The sequence below is a fragment of the Streptomyces sp. NPDC059788 genome, assembly GCF_042732265.1.
Taxonomy (GTDB): Bacteria; Actinomycetota; Actinomycetes; order Streptomycetales; family Streptomycetaceae; genus Streptomyces.
The window spans coordinates 76597-96681 of the sequence record NZ_JBHWHY010000041.1 but is presented as its reverse complement, the minus strand read 5'-3'; the positions used below and the strand labels follow the sequence as shown (position 1 = coordinate 96681).

The window sequence follows — 20085 nt, the reverse complement described above, 5'->3', positions numbered from 1 at the left end:
CCGCGGGCGCGCCGGTGAGCAGGTACGGGCGTGGCATGGCGTGCGAGTGAGCCCCCTTGATGCGCCCCTGGGGATCAACCGTAGGATCGTCCTCCACAAGACTGCACAGGCGTAACTCAAGACTGCACGGAACTGCACGGACGTGGCTCCCGAGCCGGAGCCCCGAACTTGACCGCGGTCGCAGGAGAGGCGAGGTCGTGAGCGCTGAAGGCTACGACGGATACGAGGGCCTGAACCGGTTAGTCCTGGACCGGGCGGGACAGGCGGAGGCGTTCGACGCGATCGGCGACCGCTATGACGAGGCCTTCCCGCACAAGGACGGCCAGCTCACGGCCGGCGCCCGGCTCGCGGCCGCGCTGCCGGCCGGGTCGCGGGTACTGGACGTCGGCTGCGGTACGGGCGTGCCGACGGCGCGTCAGCTGGCCGACGCGGGACACACGGTCGTCGGTGTGGACCTCTCCCCCTCGATGGTCGCGCTGGCCCGGGACAACGTCCCGGCGGGCCGGTTCCACCAGCTGGACATCGCCGACCTGCGCGACGGCCGGCTCGGCGGCCCGGGTTCCTTCGACGGGGCCGCCGCCTTCTTCTCGCTGCTCATGCTGCCCCGCGCGGAGATCCCGTACACCCTGCGGATGCTGCACGGCCTGCTGAAGCCCGGCGGGCTGCTGGCCCTGGCCATGGTCGAGGCCGATCTGGACGACTGCGCGATTCCGTTCCTGGGCAGCGCGATCCGGGTATCGGGTTACCTGCGGGACGACTTGCGCCAGGTCGTGCACGACGCGGGCTTCGAAGTCACCGGGGAGGACTCGTATGCGTATGCCCCGGCCAGTACGGACACCCCACCCGAGATCCAGCTCTTCCTGCACCTGCGACGCGCTTGAGACGCGGCGCGCGACGCGCGCAGCCCCGGACGGATGGAATCCCACGCGTGACGGAGCACCCGACCTCCCACGAACCACGGCAGGCCGCCCCGCCCGCCGTGTCCTCGGCGACCCCGCACCGGGGTCTGCCCGAGCCGGCGCCGTACACCCCGGCCGCCGGCCCCCGCAGTTTCCCGGGGCAGCCCACACCGCCCGGCAGACCGGCCGAGGTGACTGACATGTCGCCCGCGGCGCCGCGCGGTGACGATTCTGCGTACGCCGTGGACGGCGGCCGGCACGACACCGCGCACGGCGCCGCCGCGGGCGCGGGCCCGCAGGACGGGCCGCCGGACGGTCACGGCGCGCGGCACCGGGCGGCGGACGGCGCCGGCCGGCCCGGCGCGGACAACCGCCGCGAGGAGCCCGGTACCGGCGCCACGCCCCGGCAGACGCCCGGCGACAGCGCTCCCGGCGGCACCACCGGTGGCATCGGACGGCCGCGGGACGGCGGCCGTACGGGCGCCGGCGCCGAGCGGCCGCGCCCCGAGGAGACGCCCGGGACGCCGCCCGTCGGGCCGCACGGCGTTCCGGTGGAGTCCGGTGCCCGCGGCGAGACGGCCGGGCGGACGCCCGAGCAGGCCGGCGGCCCGGACGCGCCGCCCGCCCGCTCCGCGCACCCCGCGCAGCCGGCCGAGAGCGGCGAGGTGCTGGCGGCGCGTCAGGCGGGCGGCGACCGGCTGCGGTTCATCGGCGCGGCCACCCGGCGGATCGCCCGCGGCATAGACCTGGACGAGATCGTGCTGGGGCTGTGCCGGGCGACCGTGCCGACGTTCGCCGACGCGATCCTGGTCTATCTGCGTGATCCGCTGCCGGTGGGCGACGAGCGGCCGACCGGCCCGGTGGTGCTGCGGCTGCGCCGTACCGACCGGATTCCCGAGGAGCCGGACACCAACGGCGGACGGCTGCCGATGCTGCCCGCGCAGCCGGATCTGAGCCCGGCGATGGGCGGCAGCGCCGCGGAGCTGTCCGAGGTGCTGCCGGGCGGCCCGCTGGCGGAGGTGCTGCGCGGCGTGCGGCCGCTGTTCGGCGAGGTGCAGGCGGCGCGTGCGGCGCTGCCTGAGCTGCTCGGCCCGCTCACCCACCTGCCCGCCGGGCACCGGGTGATCCTGGCGCCGCTGCGCGGCCGCCGCCGGGTGATCGGCGCGGCGGTGTTCCTGCGCCGCCCGGACCGCCCGGCGTTCGAGGCGGACGACCTGCTGGTAGCGGCGCAGCTGGCGACGCACACGGCGCTGGGCGTCGACAAGGCGGTGCTGTACGGGCGCGAGGCGTACATCGCCGACGCGCTCCAGCGCACGATGCTGCCGGACTCGCTGCCGCAGCCCACCGGCGTGCGGCTGGCCAGCCGCTATCTGCCGGCCGCCGAGACGGCGCGGGTGGGCGGCGACTGGTACGACGCGATCCCGCTGCCCGGCAGCCGGGTGGCGCTGGTCGTCGGTGACGTGATGGGCCACTCCATGACCTCGGCGGCGATCATGGGCCAGCTGCGCACCACCGCGCAGACCCTGGCCGGGCTGGACCTGCCGCCGCAGGAGGTGCTGCACCACCTCGACGAGCAGGCGCAGCGGCTCGGTTCGGACCGGATGGCGACGTGCCTGTACGCGGTCTACGACCCGGTGGCGCACCGCATCATGGTCGCCAACGCCGGGCATCCGCCGCCCGTGATGCTGCACCGCGGCGGGCGCGCCGAGGTGCTGCGGGTGCCGCCGGGCGCGCCGATCGGTGTCGGCGGGGTGGACTTCGAGGCGGTCGAGCTGGACGCGCCCGCGGGCGCCACGCTCGTGCTGTACACGGACGGCCTGGTGGAGTCCCGTATCCGGGACGTGTGGACCGGCATCGAGCAGCTGCGCGAACGGCTGACGGAGACGGCCCGGCTGACCGGGCCCAATCCGCCGCCGCTGGAGCCGCTGTGCGACGAGGTGCTGGACATGCTCGGCCCCGGCGACCGGGACGACGACATCGCGCTGCTCGCGGCCCGCTTCGACGGCATCGCGCCGAGCGACGTCGCGTACTGGTACCTGGACCCGAAGGCGCAGACGGCCGGACAGGCGCGCCGCCTGGCCCGCCGGGCACTGTCCCGGTGGGGTCTGGACGAGCTGACCGACCAGCTGGAGTTGCTGGTCAGCGAGGTGGTGACGAACGCGGTGCGGTACGCGGAACGGCCGATCACGCTGCGGCTGCTGCGTACGGACGTGCTGCGCTGCGAGGTCGGCGACGACGTGCCGCAGCTGCCCCGGCTGCGCCAGGCCCGGCCGTCGGACGAGGGCGGGCGCGGCCTGTACCTGGTCAACCGGATGGCCCGGCGCTGGGGCGCGACGCGGCTGAGCACGGGCAAGGTGGTGTGGTTCGAGCTGTCCATGCCGTTCGGTGCCGGGCAGTAGGGAGCGCGGGTCCGGGGGCATCGCCGTACGGTGCCGCCGGGCCGTTCTCCGGCGTACCCGCGGCCGGACTCCGTCCCGAATTGGACGGTGTCCAGCGGTTGCCGACACCGCGTCGGCGGAGTTGACTGCTGAGGTGGACATAAGGGACTGACGACCCCCACCACCGGGAGGCGCACCGCCATGACCGACTCCGCGCAGAACGTCCCGCGCACGACGACCAACACCGGTATCCCGGTCGAGAGCGACGAGCACTCGCTCTCGGTGGGCTCCGACGGTCCGCTCCTGCTCCAGGACCACTACCTGATCGAGAAGATGGCCCAGTTCAACCGCGAACGGGTGCCCGAGCGGGTGGTGCACGCCAAGGGCAGCGGCGCGTACGGGTTCTTCGAGGTGACCAACGACGTCAGCCAGTTCACCAAGGCGGACCTCTTCCAGCCGGGCCGGCGCACGGAGATGCTGGCCCGCTTCTCGACGGTCGCGGGTGAGCAGGGCTCGCCGGACACCTGGCGCGACCCACGCGGTTTCGCACTGAAGTTCTACACCGAGTACGGCAACTACGACCTGGTCGGCAACAACACTCCGGTCTTCTTCGTGCGGGACACGATCAAGTTCCAGGACTTCATCCGGTCGCAGAAGCGCCGCCCGGACAACGGACTGCGCGACCACGACATGCAGTGGGACTTCTGGACCCTGTCGCCCGAGTCGGCGCACATGGTCACCTGGCTGATGGGCGACCGCGGCATCCCGAAGACGTACCGCCACATGAACGGCTACGGCTCGCACACGTATATGTGGATCAACGGCGGCGGCGAGCGGTTCTGGATCAAGTACCACATCAAGACCGACCAGGGCATCGACTTCCTCACCCAGGAGGACGCGGACCGGCTGGCCGGTGAGGACGCCGATCTGCACCGCCGCGACCTGCACCAGGCCATCGCGGGCGGTGACGCGCCCTCGTGGACCATGTACGTGCAGGTGATGCCGTTCGACGACGCGCCGGACTACCGCTTCAACCCGTTCGACCTGACCAAGGTGTGGCCGCACGGCGACTACCCGTTGATCGAGGTCGGCCGGATGACCCTGGACCGCAATCCGGAGGACTTCTTCGTCCACATCGAGCAGGCGGCGTTCGAGCCGTCCAACATGGTGCCGGGCATCGGCCCGTCGCCGGACAAGATGCTGCTGGGCCGGCTGTTCTCCTACCCGGACACCCACCGCTACCGCATCGGCCCGAACTACGCGCAGCTCCCGCCCAACCGCCCGCACTCGGCGGTCAACTCGTACGCCAAGGACGGCCCGATGCGCTACGAGCCGTCCAACGCGGCCCGCCCGTACGCGCCGAACTCCTACGGCGGTCCGGCGGCCGACACGGCCAACTTCGGCGATCCGGCGGGCTGGCACGCGGCGGGCGAGATGGTACGCGAGGCGTACAAGCTGCGCCGCGATGACGACGACTGGGGCCAGGCGGGCACCCAGGTGCGGCAGGTGCTGGACGACGCGGCGCGCGAGCGGCTGGTGAACAACGTCGCCGGGCACCTGCTGGACGGTGTCAGCCGCCCGGTGCTGCAGCGGGCCCTGCAGTACTGGCGCAACGTGGACAAGGCGGTCGGCGACCGGATCGCCGCGCGGATCAACGGCGGCTGAGCCGGGCCGCTAATCGGGACGGAAGAGCAGACGGCCGTGGCCCCCGCCGGTCGGCGGGGGCCACGGCACGGCTGTGTCGGGCGCCGGTCATTCCAGGTCGTCGAAGCCCGGACGGCCCTCGTTGCCGTTGCCGTTTCCGTTGCCGCCGCCGCTGCCGGAGGGCGGGGTGACGGGGGGCGACGCCGAGTTCGTCGGCGAGTGCGTCGGACGCTGGGTCGGCGAGTGCGTCGGCGAGTTCGACGGGCCCTGGGTCGGCGAGTGCGTCGGCGTCTGGGACGGCGTGTTCGACGGGCTCTGGGTCGGCGACTGCGTGGGGGCGTTGGTCGGCGGCGGGGTGATGGTCGGGCCCACCCCGGCGCCGAGGTCGGTGTCGAGGTCGAACTTCTCCCCGGTGTTGTCACCGATCGCGGCGGCCGTGTACGCGGCCCAGACCTCGGCCGGGTAGCCGCCGCCGTTGACGCGACCGCCGCCGCCGGTGCCCTTGAGCGAGACCTGCTTGCCGCCCTTGGTCTCCTCGCCGAACATGCCGACCGCGGTGACCAGCTTCGGCGTGTAGCCGACGAACCACGCCGACTTGTTGTCGTCGGAGGTGCCCGTCTTGCCCGCGGCCTGGTAGTCGGTGCCGCCGATCGCGGACTTGGCCGTACCGTCGTTGACCACACCGCGCAGGACGGAGGTGACGGTGTCGGCGGTCTGGCGGGTCAGCAGCTGGGAGCCGACAGGGTTCGGCAGCTCGGTCTCCTGCGCGCCGTGCTGGGCCTTGACGACCAGGGCCGGGTCGACCTTCTTGCCGTGGTTGTCGAGCGTGGCGTACGCGCCGGCCATCTGCAGCGGGCTGGCGCCCATGGTGCCGAGCGTCATCGCGGGCCGGACCGGGAACTTGTCGTTCAGGCCCATGCCGACGGCGGTCTTCTTGACCTCGTCCAGGCCCGCGTCCACGCCCATCTGCGCGAAGACGGCGTTGACCGAGTTGTTCGTGGCCTGCTGGACGCTGATCTTGCCGTACGTGTGCTCGTCCTCGTTGGGCGGGGCGAACCCGACGGGGCCGTTCTTGCCCACGACCGGACGGCGGTTGCGCCCGTCGTAGACGGTGTCGGGCGTGATCGGCAGACCGGCCTGGGTCTTGGCGTGGTTCTCCAGGGCGGAGGCGAGGACCAGCGGCTTGAAGGTGGAGGCGGGCTGGAAGTCGGCCCGGGTGGCGTTGTTCGTGTAGTGCTTGGTGTAGCCCGCGCCGCCGTACATCGCCAGGACGTGGCCGGTCGCGGGGTCGACCGAGACGGCGCCGAGCTGGGCGTCCCGGTCCGCCTTGCGGATGTTGGGCTTGAGGTCGTCGGTGAGCTTGCGCTTGACGGCCTTCTCCAGCTCCTGCTGCTTCTTCTTGTCGATGCCCAGGGTGATGGTCCAGCCGCCGGCGGCCAGTTCCTTCTCGTCGACGCCCTTGGCGATCAGTTCGCGGTTGGCGGCGTCGATGAAGTAGCCGACCTGACCGGCCACACCGGGCACCGGCTTGGGCTTGATGGGCTTCTGGAACGTCTGCTTCTGCTGGTCGGCGGCGTCCAGCCACTTCATCTCGACCATGTTCTTGAGCGTGTACGCCCAGCGCTCCTTCACCCGGTTCTTGCCGGCGTCGGAGGCGATGGCCCAGTCGTACTGGCTGGGCGCCTGGAGCAGGGAGGCCAGGTAGGCGCCCTGGCTGACGGACAGCTTGTCGACGTCCACGCCGTAGTACGCCTGGGCGGCGGCCTGGATGCCGTACGCGCCGCGGCCGTAGTAGCTGGTGTTCATGTACCCGGCGAGGATGTCGTCCTTGCCGAGCTTGTTGTCCACCTTGAGGGAGATGACGATCTCCTGGAGCTTGCGGCTGACCGTCTGCTCCTGGCTCAGGTAGTAGTTCTTGACGTACTGCTGGGTGATCGTGGAGCCGCCCTGCTTGCCCTGGCCCTTGAGGGTGTTGAGGATGCCGCGCAGGGTGCCCTTCAGGTCGACGCCGGAGTCCTGGTAGAAGGTCTTGTTCTCGGCCGCGACGAAGGCGTGCTGGACGTGCTTGGGGATCTGGTCGATCTTGACGGTCTCGCGGTTCACCGCGTTCTCGGCGCCCTTGCGGGCCATGATCGAGCCGTCGGCGTACTTGTAGACGTTGCTCTGGCTCGTGGCCTGGAAGTTGCCCTCGTCGGGGACGTCCACGTACAGGTACAGCCCGATGAAGCCGAGGATGCCCAGCAGGCACACGCCGAGGAAGGCTCCGAGGAGCTTCTTCCAGGTGAAGAAGCGGCGTATGCCGCCCTTCTTGCCCTTCGGTTTCACTCTGCGGGCTCTACGCCCCTGCGCCGCTCGCCTCGCGTCCGCTCGCCCCATCGCTCCCGCAACTCCAGTCGTTCCGCCCCCAATAACTCAGCTCACGAAGCTAACACCGCATCTGTCAACAAATGCTCATCGATCAAGGCTTTTTCCGACGTGACAAAGAGCACCCGAACTGGGGGAACCGTCCCGCGATGATGCCGCACCTCTCTGAGAACGTTCTTAAAGTGCTATCACTTTGCTAGGGTTGTGTGAGCACGGCCGAACCGTACGGTTCCGGCCACGGCGCCGACCACGCCGCGGCCCGGCCCGCACCACGAAGAAGCACCACGAGAAACGGGGAGAGACATGTCCGACCAGACACCCGCCGGCGGCAACGACGGGACCGGCGGCGGGGCGCAGCCCGCCTCCGACGCACCGGAGATGCCCCGCCCGCAGGTCCGCGAGACGGTGGCGCACAGCATTCCGGGCGGCCTCGGGCTGCTGCTCACCGTCCTCGGCGCGTTCGCCGGGCTCGGCATGATCATCGGCGGCGGGGCGCTGGCCGCGGGCGGGAGCCGGGCGGTGGGCGTACCGCTGATCGTCGTGGGCGTCCTGCTGCTGGTGGGCTCGCTGGTCTGCATGACGGGCGTGAAGATGGTCGCCCCCGGCGAGGCCCGGGTCATCCAGCTCTTCGGCCGCTACGTGGGCACCATCCGCGAGGACGGCCTGCGCTGGGTCAACCCGCTCACCGCCGACCGCAAGATCTCCACCCGCGTCCGCAACCACGAGACCGCGGTCCTGAAGGTCAACGACGCCTACGGCAACCCGATCGAGCTGGCCTCCATCGTCGTGTGGCAGGTCGAGGACACCGCGCAGGCGCTGTTCGAGGTCGACGACTTCCTGGAGTTCGTCGCCACCCAGACCGAGGCGGCGGTGCGGCACATCGCCATCGAGTACCCGTATGACGCGCACGACGAGGACGCGCTCTCGCTGCGCGGCAACGCCGAGGAGATCACCGAGAAGCTGGCCGTCGAGCTGACCGCCCGGGTGCAGGCCGCGGGCGTACGGATCATCGAGTCGCGCTTCAGCCACCTCGCGTACGCCCCGGAGATCGCCTCGGCGATGCTCCAGCGGCAGCAGGCCGGCGCGGTCGTGGCGGCCCGCCAGCAGATCGTCGAGGGCGCGGTCGGCATGGTCGAGCAGGCGCTGGCCCGCATCAACGAGCAGGGCATCGTCGAACTGGACGAGGAGCGGAAGGCGGCCATGGTCAGCAATCTGATGGTGGTGCTGTGCGGCGACCGGGCCGCCCAGCCCGTACTGAACACCGGCTCCCTCTACCAGTGAGCGGGGGCGGTCCCCAGGACGCGCCCCGGGACGCTCCCGGGGCCGCCGGTCCGGCGGACGGCGACCAGGCGCCGAAGCGGCGGGCGCAGCGGCGCAAGCAGATGCTGCTGCGACTCGACCCGCTGGTGCACGACGCGCTCGCCCGCTGGGCCGACGACGAGCTGCGCAGCGCCAACGCGCAGGTCGAGTTCCTGCTGCGCAAGGCCCTGGCGGACGCGGGCCGGCTGCCGAAGGGGGCCGGCGGCCTGCCCCGGCGGGGACGGCCGCCGAAGGACGCGGAGCCGGCGGACTCCGGGGAACCGGAATCCCCGGAGGAGACCGGGCCGGGCGGGTGACGACGAGGGATGCCGGAGGTCCGGCCCGTTCGCGGGCCGGACCTCCGGCCGCTTCCGGACCGCGTATACACCACAGGTATACACACCATGTAGAGTGCAGCTCATGTCCTGTCGGGGCACCCTTGGGCACCACGAACGGTCTCCAGGGCGCGCCCCGTCGGCGGAGCCCGAACCCCGCCGACCGGACCGCCCCCACGTCCGTACTTCCGGAGGCCCTCGTATGACCCCGGCCGGTTCCCTGCTCAAGGCCAGCACGCTGCACAAGGCGTACGGCTCGACCCACGCGCTCGACGGCGCCGAGTTCTCCATCCACCCCGGCGAGGTCGTCGCCGTCATGGGCCCCTCCGGCTCGGGCAAGTCGACCCTGCTGCACTGCCTGGCCGGCATCGTCCGCCCGGACTCCGGCAGCGTCCTCTACGGCTCCCGCGACCTGACGCAGATGAGCGACGCGCAGCGCAGCGCCCTGCGGCGGTCGGACTTCGGCTTCGTCTTCCAGTTCGGACAGCTGGTGCCCGAACTGACCTGCCTGGAGAACGTGGCGCTGCCGCTGCGCCTGAACGGCGTCAAGCGCAAGGAGGCCGAGGAGCACTCGCGGGAGTGGCTGGAGCGGCTGGAGGTCGGCGCGGTGGGGGCCAAGCGGCCCGGCGAGGTCTCCGGCGGACAGGGCCAGCGCGTCGCGGTCGCCCGCGCCCTCGCCGCCCGCCCCCGCGTGATCTTCGCCGACGAGCCCACCGGCGCGCTGGACTCGCTCAACGGCGAACGCGTGATGACCCTGCTGACCGAGGCGGCCCGCGACACCAACGCCGCCGTCGTCCTGGTCACCCACGAGGCCCGGGTCGCCGCCTACTCCGACCGCGAGATCGTCGTCCGCGACGGCCAGGCCCGGGAAATGGCGGGCACCTCATGACCGCCGTCGACCACCGCCCCGGCACCACGGACCACGGGGAACCCGGGAGCAAGACCCCCGCCGGCCTCGCCGTCTGGGTGCGCGACCTCGTCATGGGGATGCGCTTCGCCGTCGGCAGCGGCCGCGAGGGCTGGGTCCGCACGGCGCTGACCGCCATCGGCGTCGGCCTCGGCGCGGCCCTGCTGCTGGGCGCCTCCTCCGTACCGAACCTGCTGCAAGAGCGCACCGACCGCGGCAACGCACGCCACATCATCATGTCGGAACACGAGGCGAAGCGCTCCGACAGCACGGTCGTCTACGAGCACCTGGGTTCCAAGTTCCGCGGCACCGACGTGGACGGCGTCCTGCTGCGCCCGGACGGCAACGACCCGGTGCTGCCGCCCGGCGTGGACCGGCTGCCGGGCCCCGGCGAGATGGTGGTCTCGCCCGTCCTGAAGAAGCTCCTGGAGTCCCCGGACGGCGAACTGCTGCGCGAGCGGCTCCCGTGGCGCGTGGTGGGCACCATCGGCGACGACGGTCTGGTGGGCCCCGCCGAGCACTTCTACTACGCGGGCAGCGCCAGTCTCGTACCGGGCGACGGTGTCGGGCGCACCACCGGGTTCGGCGAAAAGGTCGCCTCTCCGGCCATGGACCCGGTCCTGCTCGTCCTGATCCTCGTCGGCTGCGTCGTCCTGCTGATGCCGGTGGCCATCTTCATCGCCACCGCCGTCCGCTTCGGCGGCGAGCGCCGCGACCGGCGGCTGGCCGCACTGCGCCTGGTGGGCGCCGACAACCGCATGACGCGCCGGATCGCCGCCGGCGAGGCGCTGCTCGGCTCGCTCTTCGGGCTGGCCGTGGGCGTCGGGCTGTTCCTCTTCGGACGGCAGTTCATCGACAAGCTGGACATCAGCAGCCTCAACGCCTTCCCCGCCGACCTGACGCCGGTCCCCGCGCTGGCCGTCCTGATCGCGCTGGCCGTCCCGGCGTCGGCCGTCGCCGTCACCCTCTTCGCGCTGCGCGGCATCGCCATCGAGCCGCTGGGCGTCATCCGCAACGCGGTCCCGCGCCGGCGGCGGCTGTGGTGGCGGCTGCCGATCCCGCTCATCGGGCTGGCGATGCTGGCGGCGTACGGCTCGATCGGCAAAGAAGACAAGACCATCAACCCGTACCAGATCGGCGGCGGCGCGGTCCTGACGCTGCTGGGCCTGACCATGCTGCTGCCCTGGCTGGTGGAAGCGGTCGTGACGCGGTTCGAGGGCGGCCGGGTCCCGTGGCAGCTGGCCACCCGCCGGCTCCAGCTGAGCAGCAGCAGCGCGGCCCGCGCGGTCAGCGGCATCACCGTCGCCGTGGCCGGTGCCATCGCGCTGCAGATGCTGTTCGCCGCCGTCGGCAGCGACTACAAGGAGGCCACCGGGCAGGACGCCGCGCGGGCCCAGCTGCAGGTCATGCTGCCGGCCCGGGACGGCGCCGCCACGGAGAAGATGATCGCCGACTTCCAGCGCACCAAGGGCGTCAGCGGCGTCATCGCCACCGTCAGCTCACAGATCCTGTCCGCCAAGGGAGAGCGCAACGACGGAGGCTTCCCGGTGAGCACCACGGTCACGGTCGGCTCCTGCGCGACCCTGCGGGAGGTCACCAAGCCGGGCACCGCGTGCAAGGACGGCGACGTCCTCCTGGTCAAGGGCGGCCCGGGTTCCTTCGAGGACGAGGACCTGCCCAAGGTCGTGCGCCCCGGCGGCACGGTGCTCCTCAACGACTTCGACGAGGACGGCAAGCGCGTGGGCAAGCCCAGCCCCTGGGCCCTGCCCCGGACGATCCCCACGGTCGCCGCCCGGCCGGACCCGGGCGGCGAGCAGGTCACCGGCCTGTTCGCCACCCTGGGGGCGGTCGACATGAAGAAGCTGGCCCGTCCCACGGCCAAGGTCATGATCCGGCTGGACCCGGCCGTCCCGGACGCCGCCGAGTACGCCCGCAACACCGCGGCCCACGTCGATCTGGGCGCCACCGTCTTCCAGCTGTCCGACGCCAAGGAGGACCCGCGCTACGTGACCGTGCGCCGGGGCCTGATGATCGCGTCCGTCGCGACCATGACACTGATCGCCGCCAGCATGCTGGTCACGACCCTGGAGCAGCTGCGCGAACGCCGCCGCCTGCTGTCGGTCCTGGTGGCCTTCGGCACCCGGCGCGGCACCCTCGCCTGGTCCGTGCTGTGGCAGACCGCCATTCCCATGGCCCTCGGCCTGGTGCTCGCGGTGGCCGGTGGTCTGGGGCTCGGCCGGGTGCTGCTGATGCTGGCGGACAAGAGCGGCATCGCGTGGTCGGCGGTGTGGCCGCTGCCCCTGGTCGGAGCCGGTCTGGTCGTGCTCGTGACGCTGCTCAGCATGCCGCCGCTGTGGCGCATGATGCGCGCGGACGGGCTGCGTTCGGAGTGACCGTGCCGGCAGCCCCGGGGTCCGCGCCGCGGACCCCGGGACTGCCGGCCGCACTATGCATCACGCGTATACACCACGGCCGTAGCGACGAAGTAAGGTGGTCGGCATGTCAATCGGTCATACGCTTCTGGGCCTCCTGGAATCCGGCCCCCGCCATGGCTACGACCTCAAGCGGGCGTTCGACGAGCACTTCGGCCACGACCGTCCGCTGCACTACGGACAGGTCTACTCGACCATGTCCCGGCTGCTGAAGAACGGTCTCGTCGAGGTGGACGGCGTCGAGGCGGGCGCCGGCCCGGAGCGCAAGCGCTATGCCATCACGGACGCCGGGGTCACCGACGTCGCCCAGTGGCTGGCGCGGCCCGAGAAGCCCGAGCCGTATCTCCAGTCGACGCTCTACACCAAAGTCGTGCTGGCGCTGCTCACCGGGCGGGACGCCGCCGAGCTGCTGGACACCCAGCGCACCGAGCACCTGCGGCTGATGCGCGGCCTGACCGAACGCAAGCGCAAGGGCGACCTGGCCGACCAGCTCATCTGCGACCACGCCCTGTTCCACCTGGAGGCCGACCTGCGCTGGCTGGAGCTGACCGCCGCCCGACTGGACAGGCTGGCCGCGGTGATCGGCTCGTGACACCCGCGGGATCGCTGCTGGCCGCCGAGGCCCTGCACAAGAAGTTCGGGCAGACCGCCGCCCTGGACGGGGTGGACTTCTCCATCCACCCCGGCGAGGTCGTCGCCGTCATGGGCCCCTCCGGCTCGGGCAAGTCGACCCTGCTGCACTGCCTGGCGGGCATCGTCCTGCCCGACTCCGGGACGGTCCGCTACGGCGACCACGACGTGACGGCGATGAGCGACGCGCAGCGCAGCGCCCTGCGGCGGTCGGACTTCGGCTTCGTCTTCCAGTTCGGACAGCTGGTGCCCGAACTGACCTGCCTGGAGAACGTGGCGCTGCCGCTGCGCCTGAACGGCGTCAAGCGCAAGGAAGCGCAGCGGCACGCCGGCGAGTGGCTGGAGCGCCTGGAGGTCGGGGACACCGCGCGCAAGCGGCCCGGCGAGGTCTCCGGCGGGCAGGGCCAGCGCGTCGCGGTCGCCCGCGCCCTCGCCGCCCGCCCCCGCGTGATCTTCGCCGACGAACCGACCGGCGCGCTGGACTCCCTCAACGGCGAACGCGTGCTGACCCTGCTGACCGACGCGGCCCGCGACACCAACGCCGCCGTCGTGCTCGTCACCCACGAGGCCCGGGTCGCCGCCTACTCCGACCGCGAGATCGTCGTCCGCGACGGCAAGGTGAAGGACATGCTGGCGGGCCTGATATGACCCCGTCCGCCGCCCCCGCCCGGCCCGGCCCGGGCGGCGCCCGTGCCCGGATCGGCGCCACCGGATGACGCTGCTCGGCCCGCGTACCCGCGGCGGCCCCGCAGGCACCGGCGGGCGCGGCTCCCCGTCCGCCGCACCCGGGGACCCCACGCCCCCGGCCATGCCCGTCCCGCCTCCCGCGGGCCCGGCCGCCTGGGCCCGCGACCTCGCCGCGGGGCTGCGCTTCGCCACGGGAGGCGGCCGTGAAGGCTGGATACGTACGGCTCTGACCGCCGTCGGCGTCGGCCTCGGTGTCGCCGTGCTCCTCCTCGGCGCCTCCGCGCCCTCCCTGCTCGACTCCTGGCACGGCCGGGAGAAGGCACGCGAGAACCTGGGGCAGGCGCACGACCCGCGGCCCGCCGACAACACGCTGCTGTACGCGCACGCCGACACCCGCTACCACCAGCAGACCATCCGCGGCCGGCTCGTCGAACCCGACGGAACGCACCCGCCGAAGCCGCCGGGAGTCGCCGCGCTGCCGGTCCCGGGAACCATGCTGGTCTCCCCCGGCCTCAAGGAACTGCTGGACTCGTCCGGCGGCAAGGCCCTGCGCGAGCGGCTCCCGTACCGCGTGGTGGGCACCATCGGCGACGCCGGACTCCAGGGTCCCGCCGAACTGACCTATCTGGCGGGCAGTTCCGCGCTGTCCGAACGGCTCGGCGCCTACCGCATCGACCACTTCGGGCTGGAGTTCGTCCAGCGTCCGATGCGGGCCCCCGCGGTGGTGCTGGTGATCATGACGTGTGTGGCGCTGCTGACGCCGGTCATGGTCTTCATCGGCACCTCCGTACGGTTCGGCAACGAGCGCCGCGAACTCCGGCTCGCCGCACTGCGCCTGGTCGGCGCCGACATCCGCACGACCCGGCGGATCGCCGCGGGGGAGGCGCTGCTCGGCTCGCTGGCGGGCCTGGTGCTGGGCGCCGGGTTCTTCCTCGGGGGGCGGCAGTTCGCCTCGGTGGTGACCCTGTGGGACATCAACGTCTTCCCGTCGGACATCACCCCGGACCCGCTGCTGGCCGCGCTGGTCGTGGTGGCGGTGCCGGCCGCCGCCGTGCTGGTGACGCTGTTCGCGCAGCGCGGTGTGACGGTCGAGCCGCTGGGCGTCGTCCGCCACCGGCCGCCCGTCCGGCGCCGCCTGTGGTGGCGCCCGCTGGTGCCGCTGGCCGGGGCCGGGCTGCTGGTGACCGTCTCGCGGGACGTGGACCGGGTGGACAGCCCGATGAACACGGCCCGGCTCGCCATCGGCGCGACGCTGCTGCTGCTCGGCGTCACGGCGCTGCTGCCGTGGCTGGTCGACGCGGTGGTGCGGCGGCTGCGCGGCGGGCCGGTGCCCTGGCAGCTGGCCACCCGGCGGCTCCAGTTGAACAGCGGCGCGGCCACCCGCGCGGTCGCCGGCATCATCGTCGCGGTCGCCGGGGCCATCGCCGTCCACATGACCTTCACCGGAATGCAGGCCGGATTCGCCGAGAGCTACGCCCGCACCGGACGCCCGGTGGTGGAGATGACCGGCGGCACCGACGGCTGGGAACAGACCCGCGACGCCGTGGCGGCGCTGCGCGGCACCCAAGGCGTCAGCCGGGCGCAGGGCACGATCGAGACCTCCGTGTCGGCCGCGGGCGACCGGGGCCGGCTCATGGAGGGCAGCGAGTTCCGCGTGGCGGACGGCGTGTTCGCCACGGTCGGCGACTGCGCCGAGCTGGCCCGGCTGGCCGACGTCGGCTCCTGCCGGGACGGCGACGTCTTCCTCACCGACAACCTCCGGGACGGCACCTTCGCGAAGCCGGGCGCCCGGGTCAACCTCGACCCGCCCGAGGGCTTCGGCCCCACCCGCCCGCCGCGGCTGTGGACGGTGCCCGCCACGGCCCGCGTCGTGCACGCCAGGACGGGCAGCGACAAACTGCCCACCCGCGGCCTCCTGATCACCCCGTCCGCGGTGGACGTGCACCGGATGCACCAGCCCCTGATGCACCTGACGGCCCACTACGACCCCGCCGCACCCGACGCGGTCGAACGCATCCGTACCGCCGCCGCCCGCATCAACCCGTCGATGGCCGTGGTCCCGCTGGCCGAGAACCGGCACGACGGGCAGTACGACAGCCTGCGCACCGGCCTGTTCGTCGGCGCGGTGATCACCCTGCTGCTGATCGGCGCGGGTCTGGTGATCTCGACCGTGGAGCAGCTCCACGAGCACCGGCGGCTGCTGTCGGTGCTGGACGCCTTCGGCACCCGGCGCACCACCATGGGCTGGTCGGTGCTGTGGCAGACCGCGATCCCCGTCGCGCTGGGGCTGCTGCTCGCCGTCGGGGGCGGGCTGGCGCTGGGCACGCTGCTGCTGTGGATGATCGACAGCTCGGTGTTCGTGGACTGGCCGGTGGTGGCGGGCATGGCGGGCGCGGGGGCGGCGGTGATCCTGCTGGTCACGGTGGCCAGCCTGCCGCCGCTGTGGCGGATGATGCGGCCGGACGGCCTACGGACGGAGTGAGCACAGGTGGACGAGCCCCGACGGCACCGGGCCCGGCGCTGGTGCCGTGACCTCGCCATGGGCGTGCGGTTCGCGGTCGGCGGCGGCCGCGAGGGCTGGATACGTACGGCACTGACCGCGCTCGGCGTGGGGCTGGGCGTCGCCGTCCTGCTGACCGCCGCCGCGGTCCCGCAGGCCGTGAGCACCGCCGTCGCCCGCGACCACGCCCGCTCCGACACCTTCGCCGAGACCACGGCTACGGCCACCGCGGACACCCTGCGCATCGCGCAGACCGACACCCGTTACCGGGAGAAGCCCGTCCGCGGGCGCCTGGTGCAGCCCGACGGGGACCGGCCCGCCACCCCGCCGGGCGTCCCGCGTCTTCCCGGCCCCGGCGAGATGGTCGTCTCCCCCGCCCTCGCCGGCCTGCTGGCCTCCTCGGACGGCGCGGCGCTGCGCGACCGCTTCCAGGGCGTCCGTACCGTGGGGCTGATCGGCGACGAGGGCCTGGCCGGGCCGGACGAACTGGCGTACTACCAGGGCACGGACCGGCTCACCGACGGCCGTCGGGGTACCGCGCGGATCACCGCCTTCGGGGGCGGCCCCGACAGCGCCTTCCCCACCACCAACCCCCAGCTGCTGCTGACGATCACCGTCGGGAGTGTGGCGCTGCTCGCGCCCATCGCCGTGTTCATCGCCGCCGCCGTGCGCTTCGGCGGGGAGCGCCGGGACCGGCGGCTGGCGGCGCTGCGGCTGGTGGGCACCGACCGCGCCACGACCCGGCGGATCGCGGCCGGCGAGGCGCTGGCCGGTGCGCTGCTGGGCCTGCTCGTCGGCGCCGCCGTCTTCCTGGCCGCCCGGTATCCGCTGTCCGGGATACGGGTGCTGGACATGGGGGTCTTCCCCTCCGACGTCGTACCGGACATGCGGCTGACCGCCCTCGTCGCGCTGGCCGTCCCGGTCTGCTCGGTCGGCGTCGCGCTGTTCACGATGCGCCGGATCACGGTCGAACCGCTGGGCGTGGCCCGGTCGGCGCCGGTGGTGCGGCGCCGCCTGTGGTGGCGGCTGCTGCTGCCCGTCGCGGGCGTCGCGCTGCTGTGGCCCAAGGCGGCCGGTGATTCGGCGATCGTGGGCGTCATGGCCGGGGCGCAGGTGGCCGTGGGCACCTCGCTGCTCCTGCTGGGTGTCGCGGCGGTGCTGCCGTGGCTGCTGGAGGCCGTGGTGTCCTGGTTCGGCGGGGGCGGCATCGCGTCCTGGCAACTGGCGGTGCGGCGGCTCCAGTTGAGCAGTACCGCGGCGGCCCGCTCGGTCAGCGGTATCACCGTGGCGGTCGCGGGCGCCGTCGCCGTACAGCTGCTGCTGGCCGGCACCCAGAGCAACGACCTGCCGGAGCCGCACTCCCCGTTCAGCGCGAACCAGGTGCAGGTCGGCTCCCGGGAGGGAGAACTGCCCGCGTCCCGGGCACCCGAGGCGTATCAGCGGCTGCGGGACACAGCGGGCGTACAGCACGTGTACGGAGCGCTGATCAGCGACGCGGGCCCGCTGCCGGGCGAGCGCCGCCGGGCCACCGCCGGGAGCGGTCCGGACGCGGTGGCCGATCCGGCGCCCTACCGGCTGGCCGTGGCCGACTGCGACGCACTGCGCCGGATGGTCCGTACCGGCCGGTGCGCCGACGGCGACGTGTTCTACGCCCCTCCCGAAGTCGCGCTGGAGAGCGGCAGCGAACCCGGCGAACCCGGCCCCGACGCGCCGCCGGCCCCGGCCCCCGGCACCCGGCTGGCCGTCTCCCCGGAGGCCGGTGGCCGGCCGGCCACCTGGACGGTTCCGCGCACCGTCCACACCGTCCGCACGGTTGCGAGTCTCTTCTCCCTGCACAGCGCCAACATCCTCGCCACACCCGGCGCCCTGGACCCCGCACTGCTGCGGAACCCGGCCGCCGAGGCCGAGATCCGCCTCGACCCGGACAGCCCGGACGCGATCGAGTACGTCCGCAACACGGCCGCCCGGATCGATCCCCTCCTGTTCGTCCTGGCGCCGGGAGGCGACCAGGGCACGAACGGGGCGGCCGAACCCGGGCTGTTCGACATCATCGGCTCGGCGCTCCGGGCCGGCGCGGTGGCCGTGCTGTGCGTCATCGGCGCGGGCCTGCTCGTCTCCGTACTGGAACAACTGCGCGAGCGCAAAAGGCTGTTGTCGGCCCTCGACGCCTTCGGCACGCCGCACCGCACACTCGGCGGGTCGATCCTGTGGCAGACCGCCATCCCCGTGGTCCTCGGACTGGCCCTCGCGGTCGGCTGCGGCCTGGGCCTCGGTCTCCTGCTGCTGCACATGGTGGGCAAACCGGCGCTGCCGGACTGGCCCGCCATCGCCGCGCTCACCGGCACGGCGGGCGCGGTGATCCTCGCCGTGACCGCGCTCAGCCTGCCGCTGCTGTGGCGGCTGATGCGGCCGGACGGGCTGCGTACGGAGTAGGCCCCGGCGCCGGACTCCCGGCCGCCCCGGGCCCGTCGGGGACGCGTGCGCGCCGCCCGGTCACGTACAGGCGCGAAGACGGCGCGGCCGCGGTCACTCCACGATCCGTACCGGAAGGCCCCGCATCGCCTCGCGCAGCGCCGCCGCGAACTCCTCGAACTCGCCCTGGCGCGCCGCGCCCGACCGCATGGCCAGCGCGATCCGCCGGGACGGTGCCGGGTCGGCGAAGTACCCGGTCGTCAGCTGGTCGTTGCGGGCCGTCTCGACGCGCAGCGCGGTGCGCGGCAGCAGCGTGACGCCCAGGCCGCCCGCGACCAGCTGCACCAGGGTGGACAGCCCGGCCGCGCTGGTCGTCACCGGCGCGCCGTCCTCCCGGCCCGCCTCCCGGCAGATGTCCAGCGCCTGGTCGCGCAGGCAGTGCCCCTCGTCCAGGAGCAGCAGGTCCATGTCCTTGAGCGCCTCGCGCGGGATGTCCCCGCGCCCGCCCAGCCAGTGGTCCTGCGGCGCGACCAGCACGAAGTCCTCGTCGAACAGCGGGATTTCGGTGACCGTGGGGGCGCCCAGCGGCACGGCGAGCAGCAGCAGGTCCAGCCGCCCCTGCTGGAGGCCGTCCAGCAGCGAACCGGTCTGTTCCTCGTGGACCTGGAGCTCCAGGTCCGGGTACTGGTCGTGCACCAGCCGCAGGACGGTCGGCAGCAGATACGGCGCGACGGTCGGGATCACCCCGAGCCGCAGTACGCCGGTGAACGGCGCGCGGGCCGCCTCCGCCTCCTCCATGAGGTCACCGACCGCTTCCAGGACCGTACGGGCGCGGGCCGCGACCCGCTCCCCGGCGGGCGAGAGGAGCACCCTGCGGGTCGTACGCTCCAGCAACTGGACCCCGAGTGCCTCCTCCAGGGCCGACACGGCGCCGGACAGCGCGGGCTGGCTCATGCCGATCTCGGCCGCGGCCTCGCGGAAGTGCAGGTGCTCGGCCACGGCGGCAAAGGCCCGCAGCTGCGCCAGACTGGGCTGCCGCGGCCGGGTCCCGGCATTCGTAGGGGATGCCACCGATAGCCACCTCCGATCAGCGCGATCCAGTCTAATGGCGTGGCGGCGCCTCCCGTGGGGGAGGACTTTTCGGGGCGGGCGGCGGTGTGCGGGGGGCCGGACAATTGCCGTGCCGTGTTACCGGCGGGTTTCGCCGCCGGAGTCGGCCACCGTCTCCGGGGAGGGCCTCGGGAGGCTCTTTACACGGGGCGGGATTTCCGCCATCCTTTTCCGGCGATCACCGCGGGATTGCCGGCCGACGGCCGGGCCGGGATTCGCGGGGCGGCGATCCGCCTTTCCGTTCGCAGGGCACAGCACACGCCACACGGGCACCCCGCAACCGCACCGTCCGCGGATACGGTCCCCGGCGGATACACGCCGTTCCCGTTACCCGCGCCGGCGGCTTTTTCCTGGCCGCAATCAACCGCAATTCGGACGGTGGCAGCCGCCGCCGATTCCCGGCGCACCGGCTGCCACCAGCATCGTCGTGGGGGGCCCCGGCCCCCCCCCGCCAGCCCCGGTACCGCCAGTACCAGGGACACCAGCCC

General features: G+C 73.1%; 13 protein-coding genes. 11 read left to right on the top strand and 2 right to left on the bottom strand.

Translation table 11 applies throughout. From position 1 onward, the window contains the following. The first annotated feature begins 197 nt into the window (after window positions 1-197). From ACFV57_RS31125 to ACFV57_RS31115, 3 genes are all read left to right on the top strand, one after another. Window positions 198-881, top strand: a complete 684-nt coding sequence (locus tag ACFV57_RS31125; protein WP_385239042.1) for a class I SAM-dependent DNA methyltransferase — start codon at window positions 198-200, stop codon at window positions 879-881. Window positions 882-1099: 218 nt separating this feature from the next. Next, the gene (locus tag ACFV57_RS31120; RefSeq protein WP_385239040.1) at window positions 1100-3298 is read left to right on the top strand and encodes a SpoIIE family protein phosphatase; all 2199 of its coding nucleotides are present in this window, start codon (window positions 1100-1102) and stop codon (window positions 3296-3298) included. Between the two features lie 180 nt (window positions 3299-3478). Beyond that, window positions 3479-4942, top strand: coding sequence for a catalase (locus ACFV57_RS31115; RefSeq protein WP_385239038.1), 1464 nt, complete (start codon window positions 3479-3481; stop codon window positions 4940-4942). Window positions 4943-5029: 87 nt separating this feature from the next. On the opposite strand, the gene ACFV57_RS31110 is transcribed toward ACFV57_RS31115, so the two are convergent. Then, window positions 5030-7297 carry a transglycosylase domain-containing protein gene (locus tag ACFV57_RS31110; protein ID WP_385239036.1) on the bottom strand — a complete coding sequence of 756 codons (2268 nt, stop codon included), beginning with the start codon at window positions 7295-7297 and terminating at the stop codon, window positions 5030-5032. Window positions 7298-7588: 291 nt separating this feature from the next. Between ACFV57_RS31110 and ACFV57_RS31105 the strand changes: the two genes are divergently transcribed. From ACFV57_RS31105 to ACFV57_RS31070, 8 genes are all read left to right on the top strand, one after another. Then, window positions 7589-8566 (top strand): SPFH domain-containing protein, encoded by a 978-nt coding sequence (locus ACFV57_RS31105; protein ID WP_385239034.1) that lies wholly within the window; start codon window positions 7589-7591, stop codon window positions 8564-8566. Continuing rightward, window positions 8563-8901, top strand: a complete 339-nt coding sequence (locus tag ACFV57_RS31100) for a hypothetical protein (protein ID WP_385239032.1) — start codon at window positions 8563-8565, stop codon at window positions 8899-8901. The genes ACFV57_RS31105 and ACFV57_RS31100 overlap by 4 nt, the downstream gene beginning before the upstream one ends. A gap of 220 nt (window positions 8902-9121) precedes the next feature. Further along, window positions 9122-9808 carry an ABC transporter ATP-binding protein gene (locus tag ACFV57_RS31095; RefSeq protein WP_385239030.1) on the top strand — a complete coding sequence of 229 codons (687 nt, stop codon included), beginning with the start codon at window positions 9122-9124 and terminating at the stop codon, window positions 9806-9808. Then, the gene (locus ACFV57_RS31090; RefSeq protein WP_385239028.1) at window positions 9805-12219 is read left to right on the top strand and encodes an ABC transporter permease; all 2415 of its coding nucleotides are present in this window, start codon (window positions 9805-9807) and stop codon (window positions 12217-12219) included. The genes ACFV57_RS31095 and ACFV57_RS31090 overlap by 4 nt, the downstream gene beginning before the upstream one ends. A gap of 106 nt (window positions 12220-12325) precedes the next feature. Then, window positions 12326-12850: a PadR family transcriptional regulator gene (locus tag ACFV57_RS31085; RefSeq protein WP_385239026.1), complete on the top strand. Its 525-nt coding sequence runs from the start codon at window positions 12326-12328 to the stop codon at window positions 12848-12850. Beyond that, the gene (locus ACFV57_RS31080; RefSeq protein WP_385239024.1) at window positions 12847-13536 is read left to right on the top strand and encodes an ABC transporter ATP-binding protein; all 690 of its coding nucleotides are present in this window, start codon (window positions 12847-12849) and stop codon (window positions 13534-13536) included. The genes ACFV57_RS31085 and ACFV57_RS31080 overlap by 4 nt, the downstream gene beginning before the upstream one ends. Window positions 13537-13600: 64 nt before the next feature. Continuing rightward, window positions 13601-16057, top strand: coding sequence for an ABC transporter permease (locus tag ACFV57_RS31075; RefSeq protein WP_385239022.1), 2457 nt, complete (start codon window positions 13601-13603; stop codon window positions 16055-16057). A gap of 6 nt (window positions 16058-16063) precedes the next feature. Further along, window positions 16064-18508 (top strand): FtsX-like permease family protein, encoded by a 2445-nt coding sequence (locus tag ACFV57_RS31070; protein WP_385239020.1) that lies wholly within the window; start codon window positions 16064-16066, stop codon window positions 18506-18508. 93 nt (window positions 18509-18601) lie between these two features. On the opposite strand, the gene ACFV57_RS31065 is transcribed toward ACFV57_RS31070, so the two are convergent. Next, window positions 18602-19558 carry a LysR substrate-binding domain-containing protein gene (locus ACFV57_RS31065; protein WP_385239018.1) on the bottom strand — a complete coding sequence of 319 codons (957 nt, stop codon included), beginning with the start codon at window positions 19556-19558 and terminating at the stop codon, window positions 18602-18604. Between the last annotated feature and the right edge of the window lie 527 nt (window positions 19559-20085).

Excerpts from the sequence above, each read along its gene's own strand:
- ACFV57_RS31120 (WP_385239040.1), top strand. The coding sequence starts at position 1,100 with ATGTCGCCCGCGGCGCCGCGCGGTGACGATTCTGCGTACGCCGTGGAC.
- ACFV57_RS31115 (WP_385239038.1), top strand. The coding sequence starts at position 3,479 with ATGACCGACTCCGCGCAGAACGTCCCGCGCACGACGACCAACACCGGT.
- ACFV57_RS31110 (WP_385239036.1), bottom strand. The coding sequence starts at position 7,297 with ATGGGGCGAGCGGACGCGAGGCGAGCGGCGCAGGGGCGTAGAGCCCGC.
- ACFV57_RS31105 (WP_385239034.1), top strand. The coding sequence starts at position 7,589 with ATGTCCGACCAGACACCCGCCGGCGGCAACGACGGGACCGGCGGCGGG.
- ACFV57_RS31095 (WP_385239030.1), top strand. The coding sequence starts at position 9,122 with ATGACCCCGGCCGGTTCCCTGCTCAAGGCCAGCACGCTGCACAAGGCG.
- ACFV57_RS31090 (WP_385239028.1), top strand. The coding sequence starts at position 9,805 with ATGACCGCCGTCGACCACCGCCCCGGCACCACGGACCACGGGGAACCC.
- ACFV57_RS31085 (WP_385239026.1), top strand. The coding sequence starts at position 12,326 with ATGTCAATCGGTCATACGCTTCTGGGCCTCCTGGAATCCGGCCCCCGC.
- ACFV57_RS31075 (WP_385239022.1), top strand. The coding sequence starts at position 13,601 with ATGACGCTGCTCGGCCCGCGTACCCGCGGCGGCCCCGCAGGCACCGGC.